The sequence below is a fragment of the Blastocatellia bacterium genome (assembly GCA_025054955.1).
Lineage (GTDB): Bacteria > Acidobacteriota > Blastocatellia > HR10 > J050 > JANWZE01.
The window spans coordinates 42,056-61,940 of record JANWZE010000108.1; the positions used below are offsets into that span (position 1 = coordinate 42,056).

Consider the following 19,885-nt stretch of genomic DNA (forward strand, 5'->3'; position numbering starts at 1 on the left):
GCCGCTGATTCTTTTGCATCCTCTATGAACTGGGCGGTCTCGGTGCTTTACTCACACGCGGTTCACATAACGCTTTAACAGCTCGCTGATAATAACCATCTTCTGCACTTCCGATGTGCCCGCGCCGAGCGTGCCTAACTTGGCATCGCGGTAGGCGCGCTCAACCGGATACTCATGGATATAGCCATAGCCGCCGAAAATTTGCACCGCGTCATTGGCCACTTTCAACATCTGCTCAGTAACGAATAGCTTGGCAATCGAAGCTTCGAGCATCGCCGACTGGCCACGCTCTTTCATCCAGGCGACGCGATAAATCAGCAGCCGCGATGCTTCCAACGCGACTTTCATGTCAGCCAACTTATGCTGAATGGCCTGAAAGTTGGCAATCGGCTGGCCGAATTGGCGCCGGTTCTTGGCATACTCGACACATTGCTCCAACAGGAATTCCATCCCACCGACAATCGGCGCAATCATGCAACTGCGCTCCCACTCCAATGTTTCTTTGCCGACGGCAAGAAAGCCGCGATGCAGCGGGCCGAGCAAATTTTCTTCCGGCACTTCGCAATTATCGAACACCAGTTCTGACGTTGGCGAAGTCCTATTGCCCATTTTCTTCAGTTCCTTGCCGACGCTGAAGCCGGGAAAGCCTTTCTCCACGATGAAGGCGCTGATGCCTTTATTGCCCTGACTTTTGTCAGTCGAAGCAAACACCACAAACACGTGGCCAATCGGTCCGTTGGTGATGAACATCTTCGACCCGTTCAGCACCCAGCGGTCTCCCTGCTTGACGGCAGTCGTCTTGAGCGAGGCGGCATCAGAACCAGCATCCGGCTCAGTCAAACCAAATCCGCCAATCCACTCGCCAGAGGCAATCTTGGGCAGGTACTTCTGCTTTTGCTCAGCCGTCCCCAACAACCAAATCGGCACACCGCATAAAATCGTATGCGCTCCCCACGACAACGTTGTTCCCGAATCAACTCCAGCATGCGCCATCGCCTCCATCGCCAAACACGTAGCCAGCGGCGAAGCATTGCTGCCACCATACTCTTCCGGGAACGGCAAACCAAGCAGCCCCATCTGAGCCATGTCGCGCCAGTTCTGCCAACCAAACTCACCCTTCAGGTCAAGTTCTTCAGCGCGCGGCGCAATCCGATCCTTGGCGAATTGATAAACTGAATTGCGAAAGTGAATGTACTCTTCTGGTATTGCGAAATCCATAAAATTATTAGTGGACAGTGGACAGTGAGTCGTGGACAGCGATCAGTGCCCAACTTCCCCCGTTTTTCTAAAAAGCCACACGTAGCCAAGTGGACAGTGAGTCGTGGACAGCGATCAGTGCCCAACTCCTGCATGGTGATCCGTGCTCAACTCCTGCATAGCGATCAGTGCCCAATTCCTGCATAACGATCAGAGAACAGTGATCAGTGCCCCATCAGTGAACAGTGATCAGTGCGCCACGATCAGTCCACAGTGATCAATATAAAGCATTCATCAATTCATTCAACATCTGCTGAATCTCACTTATCTGCATCATCAATTCTGCTGTCTTCTCCTGTTTGAGGAAGAAAATCACTCATCGTTGCCTCAACAACGCCGACAAGTTGAACCGACTTTTGCCACGCTGTCAGTTCTTTCTTTGATTCACTCATCACGAATTAAACAGATACTGCAAACCGAGCACGCTCCGCCGCCCACTTTCACGAACCGCCGTCCACTGTCCACTCTCCATGGCCCATTGTTCACTTCCCACCGTCCACTAAAACTGCAAGCGAAATCCCAGTTGAATCTGCCGAGCATTGCTCGACGAACGATAGCGGTCTGGCGTGACAATATACAATCCGTTCTTTTTTCGTGGCAGTGGCGTGCCTGGCAAGAAGACGCGCCCAAAGTCAGTCACATTGACACGATTGAACAAATTGAACGCCTCGAAGAAGAGTTGAATTTTGCGTTGCTCGCCGAAATTGATGTCGCGGGTCACACGCAGATCAAAATTGGCGAAGCCCGGTGAGATGCCAGCATTGCGACCGAGGCCGTGTGGCCGATCACCCGGCGGATTGTCGCCATTGCCGTTCAGATCAACGCCGGCCAGCAGGTTATACGGCCGACCGCTGTTGAGCGTAACAATGGTTGATAATGCGAATCCACGCGCCAGCCAGTGCTTCCAATAATTCAACTCCCACACAGAACTGGCCACAAAGCGATGACGAGCGTCTTGCAAAGAGAGCGCCCGCTCGCCCCGCAGGTTGAGTGGATCGCCTGTTTCTTGGTTCTCCACGCGCCAGTCCACAAAGTTGTCAATCGCCTTGGAGAAGGTGTAGTGGGCCAACAAGGTCAAACGGTCGGCCACGCGGCTCGTCAGCGAGAAGGTGACGCCGTGATAATAAGAATCGCCGGAACTCTCAAACTGAAAGATTTCCGGGCGCGTCGGATTGATCCGGCCACACAGCGCCGGAATTGGGCCGCAGGTCGGATTAATCACCGGATTGATATTCCGGCTCAAGAACAAGTGCAAGCCGCGCACCATTTGATAATTGGCCGACACCGACACGCTCGACGTGAGCAAGTAATCAATGCCGAAGCTCGTCTGATGCGAATATCCAACTTTGAAATTAGGGTCAGCTTGGAAGATGCGTCCGAGCGGACCGAAGTCAGGCAGCGTGCTCGGCGGTCGAGGCGTTTCGGGAAACCGGAATCCTGGCTGCAAAAATCCAATCAGCGAAAACGGAAACGGCAATACAGGCGTTTTGATGGTAACGCCATCAACAATCTTGACGGCGATGATTGGACCCAGTTGGGTTGATCCGTAGAAAATGCCGTAGGCGCCGCGCACCAACATCTTGCCCTGCTTGGTAGGGTCCCAGGCGAACGCAAAGCGTGGGCCCAGTCCATGTCCACCTGTGGATGGAAACGGCTTAGGCAGCGTAGTGACTTCGTAGCGAAGTCCGAGTTTCAACGTGAAGTTCGGCCACAGGCGAATATCATCCTGACCATACGCTGAGAAAATAGTGGCGCTCAAAAACACTTCATCGTTGCCGAAGCCTTGAATGAATGCCTGGGGAATCGGCAAGCGACTCAGGTTCGGCAACGACGGCAAGCAGTCGGGCGTCTCCGGCGGACAAAACAGCAACGGCAAATTCGCGCCGATCAGATCAAGAAAGCCGGCCTGCTCGGGCGTGCGCAACGATGGATCGAACGTTTGCAGGGCTGTGAATAGCGGACCACCCAAGGCGGTAAAATCCAGATCACTGAACCTGACCTGCCCGCCCAGTAGCACCGGGATGCCGGTTGTGCCTTTGGGCGCTTCGGCAAAATAATAGTCGAAGCCGACCTTCAACGCATGCTTGCCGCGAGTCCACGAGACATTGTTAACAACCTGCAAGATGTGCTCGGTGCGCGGCTGCGGCAGCAACTCGGCGCGACCAAAGACAATCTGGTCAGTGCCGGCAAAAATCCTCACGTTTGGTCCACGCGCCGGATCAAGGTCATCTACCACTTGTCGGCGGTAACCGTAGAGAAACCGCGTCTCATTCACCAGCGAAGGCCGAATGATCCACGTATTGGAGGCGCCAAGATTATGGTCACGTAATCGTCCGCGTCCGCCGGATGATTCGGCAAACAACCCACCCCATGGCTCCAGATTGCCGTTGATGTGACCCGCATAGGTGTACCTCACCCAGAGCATATCGCTATCAGTCACCTTGAAATCGCTGCGACCGAGCACAGAAGCTAATCCTTCGCTGAACGGAATCTCGCCATTGCGCAACGTACCTGGTGAAAAGCCGATGCGCCGACCGGCTGCTACGACGGCATCGCTGATCGTCACTACGTTGGTATCTTTCAAGCTCAACCGCTCAAACGAACCGAAGAAAAAATGATGGTCTTTCTTGATCGGGCCGCCCAACGTGCCTCCGTACTGGTATTGCTCAAACGGCGGGACTGTGCGCGCAAAAGCATTGCGGGCATTGAGAGCATCGTTGCGGATGAAGGTAAAGAGCGTGCCGCGCAGATCGTTCGTGCCGCCGCGCGTCACGATATTAATCACGCCACCCAGCGCCCGCCCAAATTCAGCAGAGTAGCTGTTATTGATCACCTGAAATTCCTGGACCGCTTCCTGGCTGAACGTAGCGCGAACGGAACTGGAACCATAATCGTTGTTGTCCAAGCCATCAATCGTGATGTTATTTTGCCGCGCGCTCTGGCCATTGAAACTCAACCCACTGGTGGCCGCTGCGCCTTGCGCCGGCATGCGATCAACGGTGACCGCCGATGTGGTCAGCGTGAAATCCAAGAAATTGCGGCGATTGATCGGCAGATTATCAATCTTCTGCTGATCAATCGTGGTGCTGGTTTGCGTGCGGGTCAACTCAATCAACGGCGCTTCGCCGATGATGTCCACGGCTTCCTCAAGGCGTCCGGCCATGAGTGTGAAATTCAATTCCACCGTCTGACCGATCGTCAGTCGAATACCTTTGAGCGTCTGAGGAGCAAAGCCTGAGCGTTCAGCCGTCACATCGTAGACGCCCGGCGGCAACAGGACAATCGAGAAGGCGCCCTCGCCATCAGTGGTGGTCTGCCGAGTCAGGCCAGTGGCCGTATTTTTTGCTGTGACACTCACGCTGGGCACGACGTCGCCCTGTTGGTCCTTGACGACTCCAATCACAGAGGCTGTGGTCGAGCCGCTGGACTGACCGTACGTCACTGCGCACATGCTCCCCAGCAGTATGAACGTGAGCAACGTGCTCAACCAAATTGCCAACGCAGATGAATAGCGACGATGCTTCATCACGACCACTCCTCGTCTGAAAATAATCTCATGGTCAGAGTGCGCCTTAATTCAATCAAGTTCCTCTGAGGTTGTCAACTTGTCCTTAGAGGGGCAGGCCGCTTGGTCAACAGAGTTGTTAGCGTGCTACGAAACGCGGCGCGCCGTGCCGACGAGCAGGCGGCACACATTCAGAATGACACCCTGCAGGTGAACCAAGACGTTGACTGCCACGGGGACTGCAACATTACTTCTGCACCTGTTTCAACCCCATGAAACATGGCATTTTCGGAATTTTTGCCAGCTTGACACTCAAAATGATCTTGGCTATCCTACACGCTTTCTCCCTGCAAAAGGGATCGGAGTGTAAGACCTATGAGTACATATTTCCCATCAGGGAAGAATTTGGAAGCGCAGCGGGTGTGGTATCTGGTGGACGCTCGTGGATGCACGGTTGGTCGGTTGGCCTCTCGGATTGCCCCAATCTTGATGGGGAAGAACAAGCCCTCTTATACACCCTTTTTGGATGTCGGCGATCATGTCATCGTGATCAACGCTGCCGAAGTCCGGTTCACCGGCAACAAATGGGATGAGAAGCTCTATCGTCGTCATTCAGGTTACCCCGGTGGATTGAAAGAGACTTCAGCCCGCAAGCTGCTGGCCACCCACCCGGAACGAATCATTGAATATGCTGTGCGGCGTATGCTGCCGAAGACCAAATTGGGTGAGAAGATGTTCAAAAAATTGAAGGTCTACGCCGGCAGCGAGCATCCGCATCAAGCGCAGAAGCCGCAGCCGCTTTCGTGGCGCACAAGCGAATAGGGTTATTCATGGCAGATGTGATTCAGTATTACGGAACTGGAAGACGAAAAACCTCGGTGGCCCGCGTCTTTCTCCGCGAAGGAACTGGGCAAATTACCATCAACCGACACCCGTTGGAAGACTACTTCCCGGTCAAACGTCTGCAAACGGCGGTGCGTCAGCCGCTGATGTTGACGGACACGCTCAATAAGTTCGACGTTTACATTACGGCCAAAGGTGGCGGCATCACAGGTCAAGCCGAAGCGATTCGACATGGCATCACGCGCGCTCTTATCGAATTCAATTCTGACTTACGCCCGAAGCTGAAAGAGGCCGGATTCGTCACACGGGACCCGCGCGTCAAAGAGCGCAAGAAATACGGACAACCGGGCGCTCGCAAACGCTTCCAGTACTCGAAACGTTAACGCCATGTGGGTTGAGCGAATGATCTGTTGCCAGGCGCTGCCAAGCCGCGTTCCACCGCCGTTGGCCGGCCCAAGCGATATGTCAATCTGTTTTACGCAATCCATTGCTGGTTCCATGGATTGGTTGCCTCTGGCTTTCCAGCTCGAGGCGCGAGCCAGCGATTAACCAAACCAATCAGGAGGATACGCTTTGGTACAAATTTCCATGAAAGAATTGCTCGAAGCCGGCGTTCACTTCGGCCATCAGACGCACCGCTGGAATCCCAAGATGAAGGAGTTCATCTTTGGTGAGCGCAACGGGATTCACATTATTGATCTGCAAAAAACGCAACGATACTTCCGCGAAGCGATGAACTTTGTAACGGAGGCGGCCAGTCAAGGAAAGACGTTTCTCTTTGTCGGCACCAAGCGCCAAGCGCAGGACGCTGTCGCCGAAGAGGCGCAACGCTGTGGTCAGTTCTATGTGAATCAACGATGGCTCGGTGGATTGTTAACCAATTTTCAGACCATCCGCAAATCTATTGACAAACTGCACGAGCTGGAGCAAAAGAGAGCCGATGGCAGCTACGCGCGGCTGCCCAAAAAAGAAGTCATTCGGCACGAACGCAAACGCGAAGCGCTGGAGAAGAATTTCGCCGGCATCAAGAATATGACTCGGCTGCCTGATGTGCTGGTGGTCATTGACACTGATAAAGAAGAAACGGCGGTGCGTGAAGCGCGACGGCTCAACATCCCGATTGTTGCCATCGTGGACACGAACTGCGACCCAGACGGCATCACCTACCTGATTCCGGGCAATGACGACGCGCTGCGGGCTGTTCGACTGTTCGTCTCGAAAATTGCCGATGCCATCATCGCGGGTCAACAAATCGCCGCCAAGGATGCTACTGAAGCGGCGCTGGCGGAAGCGGCGGCGCAACCTGCCGCTAGCGCGGTGCCGGAACCAGCTTCGATCGAAGCAACACCAGCCGATATGGAAAGCATCGTCGTTGCGCCAACCTCGGAGACGGCGTCTTCAGAAATCGCGTCGGCTGATAAGGGATTTTAGATGTTGGCTGATAAGGGATTTTAGATTGGAGGTCATTGCATGCCAGAAATCTCGGCTCAAGATGTGAAAGCGTTGCGCGATAAAACGGGCGTCAGCATCATGGAGTGCAAGGCGGCGCTGATGGAAGCCAACGGCGACCAAGAGAAAGCGATCGAAATCTTGCGCAAGCGCGGCCTGGCCCAAGCGCGCAAGCGCGAAGGCCGCGCCACAACGGAAGGTGTGATCGGCTCGTACATTCACACCGGCGGCAAGTTTGGTGTGCTGGTAGAAGTCAATTGCGAATCGGATTTTGTCGCTCGCAATCAAGAGTTCCAACAGTTTGTCCACGATGTGGCTATGCAAATCTGCGCAGCCGAGCCGCTCTATGTGCGCCGCGAAGACATCCCGGCAGACGTGCTGGAACGGGAGCGCCGGATTGCTCGCGAACAAGCCTTGTCTGACCCCAAGATGCAGGGTAAGCCGGAAGCAGTGATCGAAAAAATCATCGAAGGCCGACTGGCTAAGTTTTTCGCTGAAACGGTGCTTGAAGAACAACCATTCATCAAGGATCAAACAACGACGATTGGCGACTTGGTGAAAGGTATGATTGCCAAGACCGGCGAGAACATCCGCATTCGGCGGTTCACGCGATACAAGCTGGGCGAAGACCTGAACTCAGGCCCATCGTCCGAATCGGCGGCCGGTTCGTAGGCTCGGCAAGCCCCTCGACAGAGAGGGGCTTTGTTTTTTCAGACATCCTGTGCTCATGACAGACACAACACCGCAACCCATCTACCGTCGCATCTTGCTCAAGCTCAGCGGCGAAGCCCTGCGCGGCGACAAACCATTCGGTATTGACCTGGAAACTGCCACGGCCATTGCCAACGAGATCCGCGACGTGCATGCATTAGGTGTGCAAATCGCCATTGTCATTGGCGGAGGCAACATCATTCGGGGCTCAGAAGCGATTCACTTCGGCATTGATCGCGCCTCAGCCGATTATATGGGCATGTTGGCCACCGTGATTAACGGACTCGCCCTGCAATCCACATTAGAAAATCTGGGTGTCCCTACGCGCGTGCTCACAGCGATAGAAATTCGCCAAGTGGCCGAACCATTCATTCGGCGACGCGCTATTCGACATCTGGAAAAAGGGCGAGTGGTCCTGTTGGCGGCAGGCACAGGCAATCCGTACTTCACCACTGATAGCGCAGCAGCCCTGCGCGCACTTGAACTCAAGGCGGACGCACTGCTGAAAGCAACGAAAGTGGATGGCATCTATGAAGCCGATCCTGTCGTCGTCAAGGATGCGTTGAAGATTGACCAACTCTCGTATTTCGATGTGATCGAACGCGGCTTGCAGATCATGGATACATCGGCGATCTCGTTGTGCATGGACCATGCCATGCCGATCATCGTGTTCAATCTGCGAGTGCCGGGCAATATCCGCCGCGTCGTGATGGGCGAACCGGTGGGTTCTCGCGTCGTCCCGGCAACAGCTTCTTGATAGGAGGAGAGCCCCTATGACTAAAGCTGAAGTGCTCACTGACGCTAAGAAACGCATGGATGCAGCCATCGAAGACGTGCGCAAGAAACTGGCCTCGCTCCGCACGGGGCGCGCTTCGCCCGCCATCCTCGATCATATTCAGGTCGAATATTACGGCACGCCGACACCTCTGAATCAGGTGGCCCAAATCCACGCGCCAGAATCCTCACTGCTGACCATTCAACCTTACGACCCCACAGTCCTCCCTGCGATCGAGCGCGCCATTCTCAGTTCCGACCTTGGGTTGACTCCTTCCAATGATGGTCGCATCATTCGCTTGCCGATCCCGGCGCTGACCGAAGAGCGGCGCAAGCAACTGGCTAAAGTGGTCGGCGAAATTGCCGAAGAGCACCGGACGGCGATTCGCAACATCCGCCGCGATGCCAACGACCAGCTCAAAAAACTCCTCAAAGAGAAACTCATCTCCGAAGACGAAGAACGTCGCGCCTTAGACGATATCCAGAAATTGACGGATGCGCACATCCAAAAAATCAACGAGGTGGCCAAAGCCAAAGAGCAGGAGATCATGCATGGATGATCCGGCCTGCCAGACGAGCGAGTAAACACTCGCTCTGGTTCTGTCCCCTTGCGTGAATCAGACCACACATGATTGAAACAACGGCGAGCAGCGTCTCTTAGCCCATCCGTCAGGGAATCCCCTCTATGCAACATCACGCCACGAAGCATGAAAATGGAGCACACAGGCAGGAATGCCTGTGCCACATTCTCGAAGGAATCGTCCCTATGCAACATCACACCACAATGCATGAAAACGGATTACAGGCGGGAACGCCTGTGCCACATTCTCAAGGGGATCGTCCCTATGCAACATCACGCTACGAAGGATGAAAATGCGATTCTTTCGTGAACGTCGTGTGTTTCGTGGGCTATTTTCGAACGAGCTGACGAGAGAGCGCGCATGAACCGTGAGTTTGAAAATGCCATGGCCGCGGAGCGGATCACTGACTGTAGCCACGCACTTCAGTGCACGGTGGGCAGCCTCGTCAGTGTATCGTCAGGTGAGCGAGGGCTGAGTCTCTCTCCAGCCACCGTTCAATCGTCGCTGACGCGACGTCCGATATGGACCGATGGAACGTTCTCGGCGTTGAAACGCCGAGCTACATTCAGGTTGCCGCGCTGCGGCGCGTTTTTGCACCGGCTTCGGACACCGAAGAATTGCCCATCAATACACCTTCACCACGAACGTCCCAAGCAGCAGCCTCCGATTTTCTGATGGCACCTGGCATTCCTCATCCTACGCTCATTTCTGCTGAGCCGCGCAAGTGGCTTGTGACAACGTTGTCAGATGTGTGAACCGCGCAAGCGGCGCATGTGAAGGTAGCCAGACGTGCAACCTCTGGAACAACCGAGCGAACAATAGTGGCGCGTCTGCGGCGCGCCGAGATGTGCGCATTTGTGGCCAGCGATTGGAAACCATGAACAAAGGGCGTCCACACAGGGACGCCCCTGGTCTTAACTTTTATTCGTGCTAGTGCTGGAGATGGCCGTTTTGCTCCGCTCGCGGTGAGCGCCTAGGCCTTGGCCTGCTGACTTGAAATGTTCGGGGTACTGGCCTGCATAGTCATCCACCAATGCGCCGCGCACCTGCTTGGTAAAGATCAAATTGTTATTGTGTGGATCGCGGTCAACGATGACTAAGTCGCCGATTTCGATTTGTCCTGTGGCAATCAGATTGGAAAGCGGGAACACGAGGAACCGCTCAATCGAGCGTTTCAGGTGGCGAGCTCCGTATTTGTAGTCAGTGCCTTCTTCGAGTAACAACTGTTTGGCCGCGTCGGTGCAGGAGAAGACAAATTTGGGTGCGCTCGACTTCAAAATCCGCTCCTGAACCTGTCGCAGTTCAATCTCCAGAATGCGCTGCAAGTGCTCCTCGCGGAGCGAACGAAACACGACGACCTTATCAATCCGGTTCATGAATTCCGGGGAGAACTTGCGCTTAGCAGCGTCCAACGCTGTGCGATAAATTTTCTGATCGAGCACGGAATCCTCTTGCCCCTGTTGGGGAGCAAATCCAATGCCGCCGGAGATCAACTCGCTCATCTCCTTTGTGCCGAGATTGGAAGTCATGATGATCATGCAGCGCGAGAAATCAACGCGCCGGTTGTCCCCCAAGGTTAACGTCGCCTTATCCAAAATCCCCAACAGTAACTGCCACAACGCATCAGAGGCTTTTTCAATTTCGTCAAACAGGACAAACGTGAGCTTCAGTTGATCGGTATGACACCGGTCGAGGTTTTCCTGTGTCAGCAGCGGGGTCGTCTCTCGGTGACCTAAGTAACCAGGCGGCGAGCCGATGAGTTTGGCAATTTCATGGCTGTGTTGGAATTCGCCACAATCAATTTTGACCACCGCGTTGGCGTCACCAAACAAGACTTCGGCTGCTGCCTCAACGACGCGCGTTTTGCCGGAGCCGGTTGGGCCGAGAAATAGCATCGTTCCGATGGGGCGGCCCGGCGGATTCAACCCGGCTAGATAGATTTGATAAAGACCAACCATGCGCCGAATAGCGCGGTCTTGACCGACGATCAGTTCTGAGAGTTTCTCGCCAAATCGGAGAGCGTCTGGGTGCTTACGTTCAGGGTCGAGTTGCTGGGTCGCCATCGTCGTCATACGGCATTTCCTCCGGTGACTGAGTGCTGCTCATCACATGTGCGCTCTGTTTTCACACCCGCTTAGACGTACCAATGTGAGTTTTCGGTTGGCTACACCCTACGGGCGATGATTTCGCCCGGAAGGCTGATTTTATGGAAACGCTACATTCAGGGCAAGGATTATTTAGGTGGCGCGTCCGCGTCGGTGACGACCTGAAATCGGCGCAATACAACCGGCTCAATCGGCGCGTGCGCCGCGTCGGTCTTGAGGGCAGCAATCTGATCGAGCACCTCCATGCCTTCCAGCACGCGACCCCATGCGGTGAACTTTCCGTTCAGATGCGGAGCCGGCGCCAAGCAGATGAAAAATTGAGAATCGGCGCTGGTAGGCTCGCTTTCCCCTCGCATAAGCATCATACCAACGGTGCCGCGCTCGAAAGGAATCTGATTGAACTCCGGCGCAAGCCAATCACCGGACCGACCTCGCCCCCAATACTGACGATCTGCGTGGCGCGTCATCGGATCGCCTCCTTGCAGGATGTAGCCCGGCATAATGATATGAAACGTCGTGCCATCATAGAATCCGCCGCCGGCCAGCGTAATAAACCGCCTGACATGATTGGGCGCAGCTTCCGGATACAGCCCGATGGTGAATGAGCCGCGATCTGTCTGTACAATGACGCGGCAGCGTTTCATATCAGCGACCGAAAGCGTCGGGCGAATAACGACCGACTTAATTTCAACCCGTTGCTTGGCGATCTGGTTGGCGTCAACAGGGGTCTGGGCAATCGCCTCGACGACTTCAATGCCGCGGACGACGCGACCAAACGCCGTATATTCGCGTGTCAGGTGCAACTGATCGGTGACGCAGATGAAAAACTGTGATCCGGCGCTGTTGGGAGCGTTCGGTCTCAACACAGCGCCGACAGTGCCGCGGAAGAAAAGTCGGTCATTGAACTCGGCCTTCAGTTGATCGAGGCCGCCTGTCCCCAGTTTGTGACGTGGCGTGCGCGGGTCGCGGCTCAACGGATCGCCGCCTTGAATGAGGGCTTGCGGGAGTATGCGATGAAATGTTGTGCCGTTATACAAGCCCCGGCGGGCCAACTGCACAAAATGAGCGACGTGCTGAGGCGCATCCCGGGGAAAAAATTCAATGGCAATCTCACCCTGGTCGGTGACGATGACAGCTTGAAGGTTCTCATAGTTCTCCGACACAGCCGGTTCCGCCGTGGATGCAGCCGGCGGCGAGGAGGCCGTCGGCGCCGCCTTCTGCTTGGATTTCGCTTTGCCACGTTGGATCGTCTCCCCAGCTACGCTCTGACTTACCAACGCTCCAATCAATCCACAGCAGATGTACAACCCGACTATCGGAATGATACGGCGATGCTCGGTGTTCATGATGACTCTCTCCTCAGCCATCATCAAGGGCTGCGCATATCTTGCGGCAGCGATTGACCGGTTAATCCTGCTCGCTGCCTTAACGTATTGAGCACGCTTTTCAAATCAAGTCCACGATGGACCATGAGCACGAGGAGGTGATAGAGCACATCGGCCAGATGGCCACTGAGTTTTTGCTGGGCATTGTTCTTGGCAGCGATCAGCGTCTCGGTGACGTGTTCGTTGAGCTTCTTTAAGATCAGGTCGAGGCCGCCTTGAAACAGGTGCGCTGTATAGGAATTAGCCGGTCGCTCTCGCTCGCGTTGTTCAATCAGTTGAAACAACTCGCTGAGCATGAGTCCGATTTCCATCGAGCGCATATTGACGATGGACACATCGCTGGCCGGCGTGTCTGGCTTGATCCAACTGGCAGGAACGGTCACTTCTTCATGCAGCGGCGCGGCCGACGTCGAACTTTCCACTTGAATAATGAGCGCGTCGCCATCCCCATCGGCAATCACATCAACGACCCGTTGCCGCTGACCGGCGATCTCCGGCTGTTGTCGCACGCCCTGCGTAGCCGGGTTCCAAAAGTGCGCGATGCCGGTTCGCAACGTCAGCGCCAACGCTTCCTGGTTCATGTAACAGAACATGAGGACCTGACGATGTAAGCGGTCTTGCACAATTGTCGGAATCAATCCGCGCTCGTCGAATTTGAGATTCTGTAACACCATACCTCGATACGAGGCCATATATTATTGATGCCCCTACAGACCGTCAATGGCCGCGCTTGCCGTTGGGCTGGGGCATCTGTTAAGGTGTTGAAGATGATTTCAGTGGACGAAGCTCAACGCATGATTCTTGATCGCGTCCCCGTGTTACCGACTGAGATCGTTGCGTTGTCGGAGACGACAGGTCGCATACTGCGGCAAGACATCTACGCCGACATGGACATGCCGCCATTTGATCGCGCGCGCATGGATGGTTATGCGCTGCGAGCTGCTGACCTCGCCATTGTGCCCGCTCGATTGCGTGTGCTTGGCCAACTAGCAGCAGGTCAGCAATTCGACGGTCAGGTGGGACCCGGTCAAGCCGTCCGTATTATGACCGGCGCGCCAGTGCCAGACGGCGCCGACGCCGTGCAGAAAGTTGAAGCAACGGCAACCGACCAACAGACGGTCACGATTTACGAATCAGTCAAGGTCGGCCAGTTCATCACACCTCGCGGCAGCGAAGCGACACGCGGCCAACACTTGATTGCCGCAGGCCAGCGCATTACTCCTGCCGACATCGCCGTGATGGCGACGTTTGGCTATGCCCAGGTGCGCGTTTCCCAATCGCTAACCGTCAACGTATTATCAACAGGCAACGAATTGGTTGAAGTCAACCAAACGCCTTCCATCGCCCAAATCCGCAACTCCAATGGCTATGCGTTGCGCAGCTACCTTGATCAACTTGGCGCGCGCAGTAGCTTCCTGGGCATCGTGCCCGATGATGAAGAACTGATCTTGCAGCGCATCAAGGCGGCGCTGCCACAATGTGACGTCTTGATCCTCTCCGGCGGCGTTTCGATGGGCGACTATGATCTGGTCAAACATGCGCTCCGACGGCTTGGCGCCGATATTGTGTTCGACCGCGTCTGCATTCATCCGGGTAAACCAACGGTCTTCGCCCTGCTGGAGCACAAGCCCGTTTTTGCGTTGCCGGGTAATCCTGTATCGGTAGCTGTGACGTTTCTTAACTTTGTCTACCCGGCGCTCAACAAGATGATGGGCGCCCGCGACATCTTCCTGCCAAGTTTCAGGGCAATCCTTGAAGCAGACGCCAAGCACGCGCCGGACCGACGCAGCTATTTGCCAGGTCGTTTGACCAGCCGAGAGGGGCAGCTCACGGTCGCACCGCTCAGATGGGGCGGCTCCTCGGACCTCATTGCCTTCCGACACGCCAACGCTTTGATCATCGTGCCTGAAGGCCTTTCGCTCATTCAAGCCGGCCAACTGTGTCACACCATCCTAATTCCTCACATGTCATGGGCGAGCGCCGCCGCCAAAGAGAGCCAACCAATCAGGTGACAAAAGCGATCATGCGACAACGCAGGACAGATAAGCAACAACTCAGTCATGCCGACGAAATAGGCCGAATCAAGATGGTCAATGTTGGATCGAAGCCAATCACTGAGCGCACAGCGGTGGCCAGCGGCTTCGTGCGCATGAGCGCTGACACGCTGGAGGCAATCCGAGCGCACCAAACGCCGAAAGGGGACCCACTGGAAACAGCACGAGTAGCTGGTATCATGGCAGCCAAACGGACAGCCGAGCTGATTCCACTGTGTCACCCGCTGATGCTGACACACATTGACGTGCAATTACAGTTGCAGCAAACCGGCATCGCCATTACCGCAGAAGCCAGCACATCGGCGCAAACAGGCGTTGAGATGGAAGCATTGACCGCTGTAGCGGTGGCGGCGCTGACGCTTTATGACATGTGCAAAGCTGTAGACAAGAACATGGTCATCGGCCAGATTCGGCTGGAGAAAAAAACCGGCGGGCAGTCAGGCGAATATCTCCGAGCTGCGTCCTTGAACGAACCCGAAGTTGAAGTCGGTTGATCCATTGATAGCCATTTTCAATTGCCTTTATCTGCGAGCGCCCACAAACGGGCGCGTTGATGCCTGGTAGCAGGCGTCGCGGCGTAAATGAATTGGCAAACCGCTCCAGATACGGCAGAGTTAATGTCTCTTCCCCACCAGAGGAGTTGTTCATGCCGTCGGTGACGACGCACGCAAAAGATGAGAACGAATCACAAGGCGGAAGCGCCTGTGCCGCATTCTCAGGGGAATCGCTCATGAGCTCCGCGCACGCCACGAACCATGCAAATGGTTATTTGCAGAGGGATCGCCGTTATGCTCCGCGCACGCCACGAATCATGAAAATGGTTATTTTCAGAGGAATCGCCGTTATGCTTCGCGCACGCCACGAACCATGAAAATGGTTATTAGCAGAGGAGTCGGGCGGCCACGGCGAGCCGCCCGTACAGGGTGGCTGTGGGCCCGCGTTTTTGCCAGGAAAGCGGGCCGGCCTGTATGGGGGCCTCGCTGTGGGCCCCCGCGTCGAATGCGTGTGAGTGGATAGGACCGAATTCTTCAACCCGCAACAATCGGTACTGTCCATCTGTGTTCATCAGTGGTGTTTCCGAGGGATTGCTCAAATGTTATTTTCACGGGAATCGCTCATGGGCTGACGCACGCCACGAATGATGAAAAGACAATTCTTTCGTGAGGTTCGTGTGTTTCGTGGGCGATTTTGAGAGGAGAATAGACCGGGCGGATAGTTACATCAGATTTGACGACCACCCACGCTGACTACCTGGCCACCGCACACCGATTTTTTTCTCTGTCAGAATCGGTGTAATCTGTGGCTTTAGTTCATCGTCTCTGGGCGTCTCCAACCTCCATGAACAACTCTTCCATAAAAGCAGTCGACAAGTTGCCGGCGATGAAATCCGGATGATTCAATATCCCCAGATGCAGCGGAATCGTCGTCTTGATCCCTTCCACAGCAAATCCGTTCAGCACTCGCTTCATCCGCGCAATCGCTTCCTCCCGATGACGACCGCGCACAATCACCTTCGCAACGAGCGAATCGTAATACGGCGGAACCCTGTAGCCAGGATATAGCGCCGTATCAATCCGCACACCCGGCCCACCTGGGATCGTCACCGCCGTTACCAGCCCAGGCGATGGACGAAATGTCTCCGGGTCTTCAGCATTGATGCGACATTCAATCGCATGCCCCCACAACGACACTTGATCTTGGACAAACTCCAGTGGCTCGCCCGCCGCCACGCGTATTTGCGCCCGCACCAAATCAGCATTGACCACCATCTCAGTCACCGGGTGCTCCACCTGAATCCGCGTGTTCATCTCCATGAAGTAAAACTGCTCGCCGTCAAACAAAAATTCCATCGTGCCCGCATTCGTATAACCAACTTCGCGCGCCGCTTTGGCGGCCAATCCGCCAATGTAGGCGCGCATCTCAGGCGTCATGACAACCGAGGGCGATTCCTCCAGTAGCTTCTGATGCCGACGCTGAATTGAACATTCGCGCTCGCCCAGATGCACGACGTGGCCGCGTTCATCAGCCATGATCTGAATTTCAATGTGTCGCGGGCGTTCCAGATACTTTTCAATGTAGACCCCACCATCACCAAATGCAGCGAGAGCTTCAGCGCGAGCCGATTCTAACGCACCAGCTAACTCGGCTTCGGATCGCACAATACGCATACCGCGCCCACCGCCGCCAGCCGTCGCTTTGATGATCACCGGCCACCCGATACGCTGAATCGCCGCCAACGCCTGCTCATAATCTTCAACAATCTGATCGCTGCCAGGCAGGATGGGTAATCCAGCGGCTTTCATCGCTTCACGCGCACGGGCCTTGTCACCCATGAGACGAATCAGTTCCGGCGGAGGACCGATGAACTTGATGTTGCAAGCATGGCAGATTTCAGCAAAATGCGCGTTCTCGGCAAGAAATCCATAGCCCGGATGAATCGCATCCACGTCGCTGATCTCGGCCGCGCTGATCACCGCCGGAATGCTCAGGTAACTTTGTGACGCCGGAGGCGGCCCGATGCAAATCGCCCGATCAGCCAATTGCACATGCAAGGCATCACGGTCAGCTTCAGAAAAAACTGCCACCGTCTCAATGCCCAGCTCCTGACAGGCCCAAATCACTCGGCAAGCGATTTCACCTCGATTGGCTACTAATACACGTTTGAACATAGCTCGTGGTCCGTGATCCGTGGTCCGTGATTCGTGATCCGTGGTATGTGATTCGTGGTCCGTGACTCGTGATTCGTGGTCCGTGATCCGGCGCCCGTAATCCGTGATTCGTGATCTGTGATTCAACTTGGGAGCCACGCGCTACATTCCAGGAACCACGATCCACAAACCACGGATCATGATTCACAAACCACGAACCACGAGCCACGAATCACGGTCTACGATTCACGATTCACGAACCACGAGCCACGAATCACGAACTCGGTTTGATTGCAAACAATGGCTGGCCGTATTCAACCGGCTGGCCGTTTTCCACAAGTATACTCATCACCTCGCCGGCCACATCTGAAGGCACTTCGTTCATCAACTTCATCGCCTCGACGATGCAGAGGACCGTACCACGTTCAACACGGTCGCCAACCTGCACAAATGGCGCTGCTGTGGGACTCGGCGAGCGATAAAATGTGCCGACCATCGGCGAGCGAATCAAGTGCAGGTCAACATCAGCCACAACGCCGGTTGTTTCCGGTTGCAAAGCCGGCACGGGTTGTTGCGTCGGGACCACGTCTGCTGTCGCCGGTGACACAACAGGCCCGGATGCCACCATCGGCATCGGTGGCGCAGGGGCCGGCCCTGCCGCAGGTGGCGGCGGTGGCGTGTGCATTCGCTTGATGCGCAGCCTGAAATCACCGCGCTCCAGTTCGAATTCGGCAAATCGTTTTTCGTCTACCAACCGAATGAGTTGTTTGATCTCGTTTAAGTCCATAATGACCTCGCCCGTTTGCGCTAGGGCGCGCGCTGTGTCACCAAGCATGACCGCGACAACACGATCAATTCCTTCGATCCAGCCGATGCCCCACTACCACACAACATCAAGCAAGCTCCAGATGACCGCTACAACACGATCAATTCCTTCGATGCGGGTGTCAAGACCTGGCAACCTGTCTCCATCACCAACACCATGTCTTCAATGCGAACGCCACCCCATTCGGGCAGATAAATACCCGGCTCGACCGTCACCACAGCGCCCGCCGGCACCCGCCCATCGGCTGTCTTGGCCAAGCGCGGCGCTTCGTGCACTTGCAGCCCGATACCATGCCCTGTGCTATGCCGATACTGATCACCAAAGCCAGCAGCAGTAATGACATCACGGGCCAGCGCATCAATCGCCTTGCATTCCATGCCGGCGCGCATATTTTCTTCGCAATGAAGTTGCGCTTGCAAGACTGTTTGATAGATCTGCCGGGCGCGAGCATCCGGCGTGCCAACATACACGGTTCGGGTCATGTCGCTGCAATAACCGTCCAGCACGATGCCAAAATCGAAGACGATGAATCCCTGGCCAATCCGTTTGTCTGATGCTACACCGTGCGGCATAGCCGAACGCTCACCCGACGCGACAATCGTATCAAACGACATTTTCTCAGCGCCACGTTGGCGCAAACGATATTCCAGCTCTGCTGCCAACTCGCACTCCCGCACACCGGGCTTGATCTGATCAATCAATGTCTGAAAAACCTCTGCGGTTAGCTCAATCGCCCGACGAAGCCGCTGCACTTCTTCCGGCTCTTTGACCATACGCAGCGATTCCACAATCTGGCTGGTCGGCACCCAATGAACGTTTCCTTCCACCTGTGACAACAGGTGATTGAGTTGCTGATAGGTGAGAGCCGCTGACTCGAATCCAACTCGTTGCACGTGAGCGCGCTCAATCACCTGCCCGACCGTCTTGAAATAGGATTCTTCCACAAGAACAATCGGGTTTGCGACTTGCTGACTGGCTTGAGTCAGGTAGCGCGAATCGGTGATCAATACGGTCTCCGCCAGCGAAAGCAACAGCATCGCCGTGCTGCCGGTAAAGCCCGTCAGATAGCGGATATTAGGCGTTTCTGTGACCAACAGCGCATCCAAGCGTAGCTGTTGCATCTGCTGGCGGACGCGCTCTTGACGTTCACGCGTTGATTGACTTTGCTGCGTTGATGGCTGCTGGTTCATAGAAAAATGCCCCAACTATCAACCCGGATAGTTGAGGCAGCACTGTTGAGAACATCGGTTTAGCGAGTCTGTTTCTTCTTGTCGTCTTTGGTAGTGGCCGGCCTGTCAACCAACTCAATCAATGCCATATCCGCGCCATCGCCTTTGCGCCAACCGAGTTTGACAATGCGCGTGTAACCGCCCGGACGCTCCATAAAGCGAGGCCCGATTTCATCAAACAGCTTTTTCAGCGCCAGCGGCGCGCCGGTCCGGTCAATGATTCGCTTTGAACCGCCATGAGGCTTGAAACGAATCTCGCCGTGGCCGCCGATGAAATAGCGGGCCGCCAGCCGTCGGTAATTGAGCGTTTGTGCCGGCGTCTGAGCTGCCAGGCCGCGCTTGGCCAGCGTAATGGCGCGTTCGGCAAATGGACGGAGTTCTTTGGCCTTGGCCAGCGTGGTGATGACTCGCTCTTTAATCATCAACGAGGTACATAGGTTGCGAAGCAGCGCCTTGCGATGCTCCGACGTGCGTCCCAGTTTGCGATGTGCCACCCTGTGTCTCATAGTTTCACTCTC

Annotated in this window: 19 protein-coding genes; 9 read left to right on the top strand and 10 right to left on the bottom strand. The window is 55.3% G+C overall.

Annotation, left to right across the window (positions count from 1 at the left end):
* Window positions 1-51: 51 nt before the first annotated feature.
* The 3 genes from NZ823_13840 to NZ823_13850 all read right to left on the bottom strand — a co-directional run bounded on the left by NZ823_13840 (window position 52) and on the right by NZ823_13850 (window position 4,783).
* The gene (locus NZ823_13840) at window positions 52-1,218 is read right to left on the bottom strand and encodes an acyl-CoA dehydrogenase family protein (protein MCS6806207.1); all 1,167 of its coding nucleotides are present in this window, start codon (window positions 1,216-1,218) and stop codon (window positions 52-54) included.
* Window positions 1,219-1,517: 299 nt separating this feature from the next.
* Entirely contained in the window at window positions 1,518-1,649 is a 132-nt protein-coding gene (locus tag NZ823_13845) for a hypothetical protein (GenBank protein ID MCS6806208.1), read from the bottom strand.
* Between the two features lie 107 nt (window positions 1,650-1,756).
* Window positions 1,757-4,783 carry a TonB-dependent receptor gene (locus NZ823_13850; protein MCS6806209.1) on the bottom strand — a complete coding sequence of 1,009 codons (3,027 nt, stop codon included), beginning with the start codon at window positions 4,781-4,783 and terminating at the stop codon, window positions 1,757-1,759.
* 354 nt (window positions 4,784-5,137) lie between these two features.
* On the opposite strand from NZ823_13850, the gene rplM reads away from it, so the two are divergent.
* The 7 genes from rplM to NZ823_13885 all read left to right on the top strand — a co-directional run bounded on the left by rplM (window position 5,138) and on the right by NZ823_13885 (window position 9,875).
* Window positions 5,138-5,584: a 50S ribosomal protein L13 gene (gene rplM / locus NZ823_13855; protein MCS6806210.1), complete on the top strand. Its 447-nt coding sequence runs from the start codon at window positions 5,138-5,140 to the stop codon at window positions 5,582-5,584.
* 8 nt (window positions 5,585-5,592) lie between these two features.
* Entirely contained in the window at window positions 5,593-5,988 is a 396-nt protein-coding gene (gene rpsI / locus NZ823_13860; protein MCS6806211.1) for a 30S ribosomal protein S9, read from the top strand.
* Window positions 5,989-6,178: 190 nt separating this feature from the next.
* A complete protein-coding gene (rpsB, locus tag NZ823_13865; protein ID MCS6806212.1) occupies window positions 6,179-7,036 on the top strand; it encodes a 30S ribosomal protein S2 in 858 nt (285 codons plus the stop codon).
* Between the two features lie 39 nt (window positions 7,037-7,075).
* Window positions 7,076-7,726: a translation elongation factor Ts gene (tsf, locus tag NZ823_13870; protein MCS6806213.1), complete on the top strand. Its 651-nt coding sequence runs from the start codon at window positions 7,076-7,078 to the stop codon at window positions 7,724-7,726.
* Between the two features lie 55 nt (window positions 7,727-7,781).
* Window positions 7,782-8,522 carry a UMP kinase gene (gene pyrH / locus NZ823_13875; protein ID MCS6806214.1) on the top strand — a complete coding sequence of 247 codons (741 nt, stop codon included), beginning with the start codon at window positions 7,782-7,784 and terminating at the stop codon, window positions 8,520-8,522.
* A gap of 16 nt (window positions 8,523-8,538) precedes the next feature.
* Window positions 8,539-9,099, top strand: coding sequence for a ribosome recycling factor (gene frr / locus NZ823_13880; GenBank protein MCS6806215.1), 561 nt, complete (start codon window positions 8,539-8,541; stop codon window positions 9,097-9,099).
* Between the two features lie 542 nt (window positions 9,100-9,641).
* Complete coding sequence (locus NZ823_13885; GenBank protein ID MCS6806216.1) at window positions 9,642-9,875, top strand: hypothetical protein; 234 nt, start codon at window positions 9,642-9,644, stop codon at window positions 9,873-9,875.
* Window positions 9,876-10,034: 159 nt separating this feature from the next.
* Here the strand turns inward: NZ823_13885 and NZ823_13890 are convergent, their stop codons facing one another.
* From NZ823_13890 to hisE, 3 genes are all read right to left on the bottom strand, one after another.
* Window positions 10,035-11,192, bottom strand: a complete 1,158-nt coding sequence (locus NZ823_13890; GenBank protein ID MCS6806217.1) for an AAA family ATPase — start codon at window positions 11,190-11,192, stop codon at window positions 10,035-10,037.
* Window positions 11,193-11,353: 161 nt separating this feature from the next.
* On the bottom strand, window positions 11,354-12,571 hold the full coding sequence (locus tag NZ823_13895; protein ID MCS6806218.1) for a peptidylprolyl isomerase: 1,218 nt from the start codon (window positions 12,569-12,571) through the stop codon (window positions 11,354-11,356).
* Between the two features lie 23 nt (window positions 12,572-12,594).
* On the bottom strand, window positions 12,595-13,302 hold the full coding sequence (hisE, locus tag NZ823_13900; GenBank protein ID MCS6806219.1) for a phosphoribosyl-ATP diphosphatase: 708 nt from the start codon (window positions 13,300-13,302) through the stop codon (window positions 12,595-12,597).
* Between the two features lie 9 nt (window positions 13,303-13,311).
* Here hisE and NZ823_13905 point away from each other — a divergent pair, with 9 nt between their 5' ends.
* Both NZ823_13905 and moaC read left to right on the top strand, forming a co-directional pair.
* Window positions 13,312-14,622 carry a molybdopterin molybdotransferase MoeA gene (locus tag NZ823_13905; GenBank protein ID MCS6806220.1) on the top strand — a complete coding sequence of 437 codons (1,311 nt, stop codon included), beginning with the start codon at window positions 13,312-13,314 and terminating at the stop codon, window positions 14,620-14,622.
* Window positions 14,623-14,633: 11 nt separating this feature from the next.
* Window positions 14,634-15,158 (top strand): cyclic pyranopterin monophosphate synthase MoaC, encoded by a 525-nt coding sequence (gene moaC, locus NZ823_13910; protein MCS6806221.1) that lies wholly within the window; start codon window positions 14,634-14,636, stop codon window positions 15,156-15,158.
* 816 nt (window positions 15,159-15,974) lie between these two features.
* Here the strand turns inward: moaC and accC are convergent.
* From accC to rplQ, 4 genes are all read right to left on the bottom strand, one after another.
* Window positions 15,975-17,333 (bottom strand): acetyl-CoA carboxylase biotin carboxylase subunit, encoded by a 1,359-nt coding sequence (gene accC, locus NZ823_13915; GenBank protein MCS6806222.1) that lies wholly within the window; start codon window positions 17,331-17,333, stop codon window positions 15,975-15,977.
* A 253-nt stretch (window positions 17,334-17,586) separates the two neighbouring features.
* On the bottom strand, window positions 17,587-18,099 hold the full coding sequence (accB, locus tag NZ823_13920; GenBank protein ID MCS6806223.1) for an acetyl-CoA carboxylase biotin carboxyl carrier protein: 513 nt from the start codon (window positions 18,097-18,099) through the stop codon (window positions 17,587-17,589).
* 128 nt (window positions 18,100-18,227) lie between these two features.
* Complete coding sequence (locus NZ823_13925; GenBank protein ID MCS6806224.1) at window positions 18,228-19,328, bottom strand: Xaa-Pro peptidase family protein; 1,101 nt, start codon at window positions 19,326-19,328, stop codon at window positions 18,228-18,230.
* Window positions 19,329-19,387: 59 nt separating this feature from the next.
* The gene (gene rplQ / locus NZ823_13930) at window positions 19,388-19,873 is read right to left on the bottom strand and encodes a 50S ribosomal protein L17 (protein MCS6806225.1); all 486 of its coding nucleotides are present in this window, start codon (window positions 19,871-19,873) and stop codon (window positions 19,388-19,390) included.
* Window positions 19,874-19,885: the final 12 nt, after the last annotated feature.

Excerpts from the sequence above, each read along its gene's own strand:
- pyrH (MCS6806214.1), top strand. The coding sequence starts at position 7,782 with ATGACAGACACAACACCGCAACCCATCTACCGTCGCATCTTGCTCAAG.
- NZ823_13885 (MCS6806216.1), top strand. The coding sequence starts at position 9,642 with ATGGACCGATGGAACGTTCTCGGCGTTGAAACGCCGAGCTACATTCAG.
- NZ823_13905 (MCS6806220.1), top strand. The coding sequence starts at position 13,312 with ATGCCCCTACAGACCGTCAATGGCCGCGCTTGCCGTTGGGCTGGGGCA.
- NZ823_13850 (MCS6806209.1), bottom strand. The coding sequence starts at position 4,783 with ATGAAGCATCGTCGCTATTCATCTGCGTTGGCAATTTGGTTGAGCACG.
- NZ823_13925 (MCS6806224.1), bottom strand. The coding sequence starts at position 19,328 with ATGAACCAGCAGCCATCAACGCAGCAAAGTCAATCAACGCGTGAACGT.
- moaC (MCS6806221.1), top strand. The coding sequence starts at position 14,634 with ATGCGACAACGCAGGACAGATAAGCAACAACTCAGTCATGCCGACGAA.
- NZ823_13845 (MCS6806208.1), bottom strand. The coding sequence starts at position 1,649 with ATGAGTGAATCAAAGAAAGAACTGACAGCGTGGCAAAAGTCGGTTCAA.
- frr (MCS6806215.1), top strand. The coding sequence starts at position 8,539 with ATGACTAAAGCTGAAGTGCTCACTGACGCTAAGAAACGCATGGATGCA.
- accB (MCS6806223.1), bottom strand. The coding sequence starts at position 18,099 with ATGGACTTAAACGAGATCAAACAACTCATTCGGTTGGTAGACGAAAAA.
- rpsI (MCS6806211.1), top strand. The coding sequence starts at position 5,593 with ATGGCAGATGTGATTCAGTATTACGGAACTGGAAGACGAAAAACCTCG.
- NZ823_13840 (MCS6806207.1), bottom strand. The coding sequence starts at position 1,218 with ATGGATTTCGCAATACCAGAAGAGTACATTCACTTTCGCAATTCAGTT.
- tsf (MCS6806213.1), top strand. The coding sequence starts at position 7,076 with ATGCCAGAAATCTCGGCTCAAGATGTGAAAGCGTTGCGCGATAAAACG.
- accC (MCS6806222.1), bottom strand. The coding sequence starts at position 17,333 with ATGTTCAAACGTGTATTAGTAGCCAATCGAGGTGAAATCGCTTGCCGA.
- NZ823_13895 (MCS6806218.1), bottom strand. The coding sequence starts at position 12,571 with ATGAACACCGAGCATCGCCGTATCATTCCGATAGTCGGGTTGTACATC.
- rplQ (MCS6806225.1), bottom strand. The coding sequence starts at position 19,873 with ATGAGACACAGGGTGGCACATCGCAAACTGGGACGCACGTCGGAGCAT.
- rplM (MCS6806210.1), top strand. The coding sequence starts at position 5,138 with ATGAGTACATATTTCCCATCAGGGAAGAATTTGGAAGCGCAGCGGGTG.
- NZ823_13890 (MCS6806217.1), bottom strand. The coding sequence starts at position 11,192 with ATGACGACGATGGCGACCCAGCAACTCGACCCTGAACGTAAGCACCCA.
- hisE (MCS6806219.1), bottom strand. The coding sequence starts at position 13,302 with ATGGCCTCGTATCGAGGTATGGTGTTACAGAATCTCAAATTCGACGAG.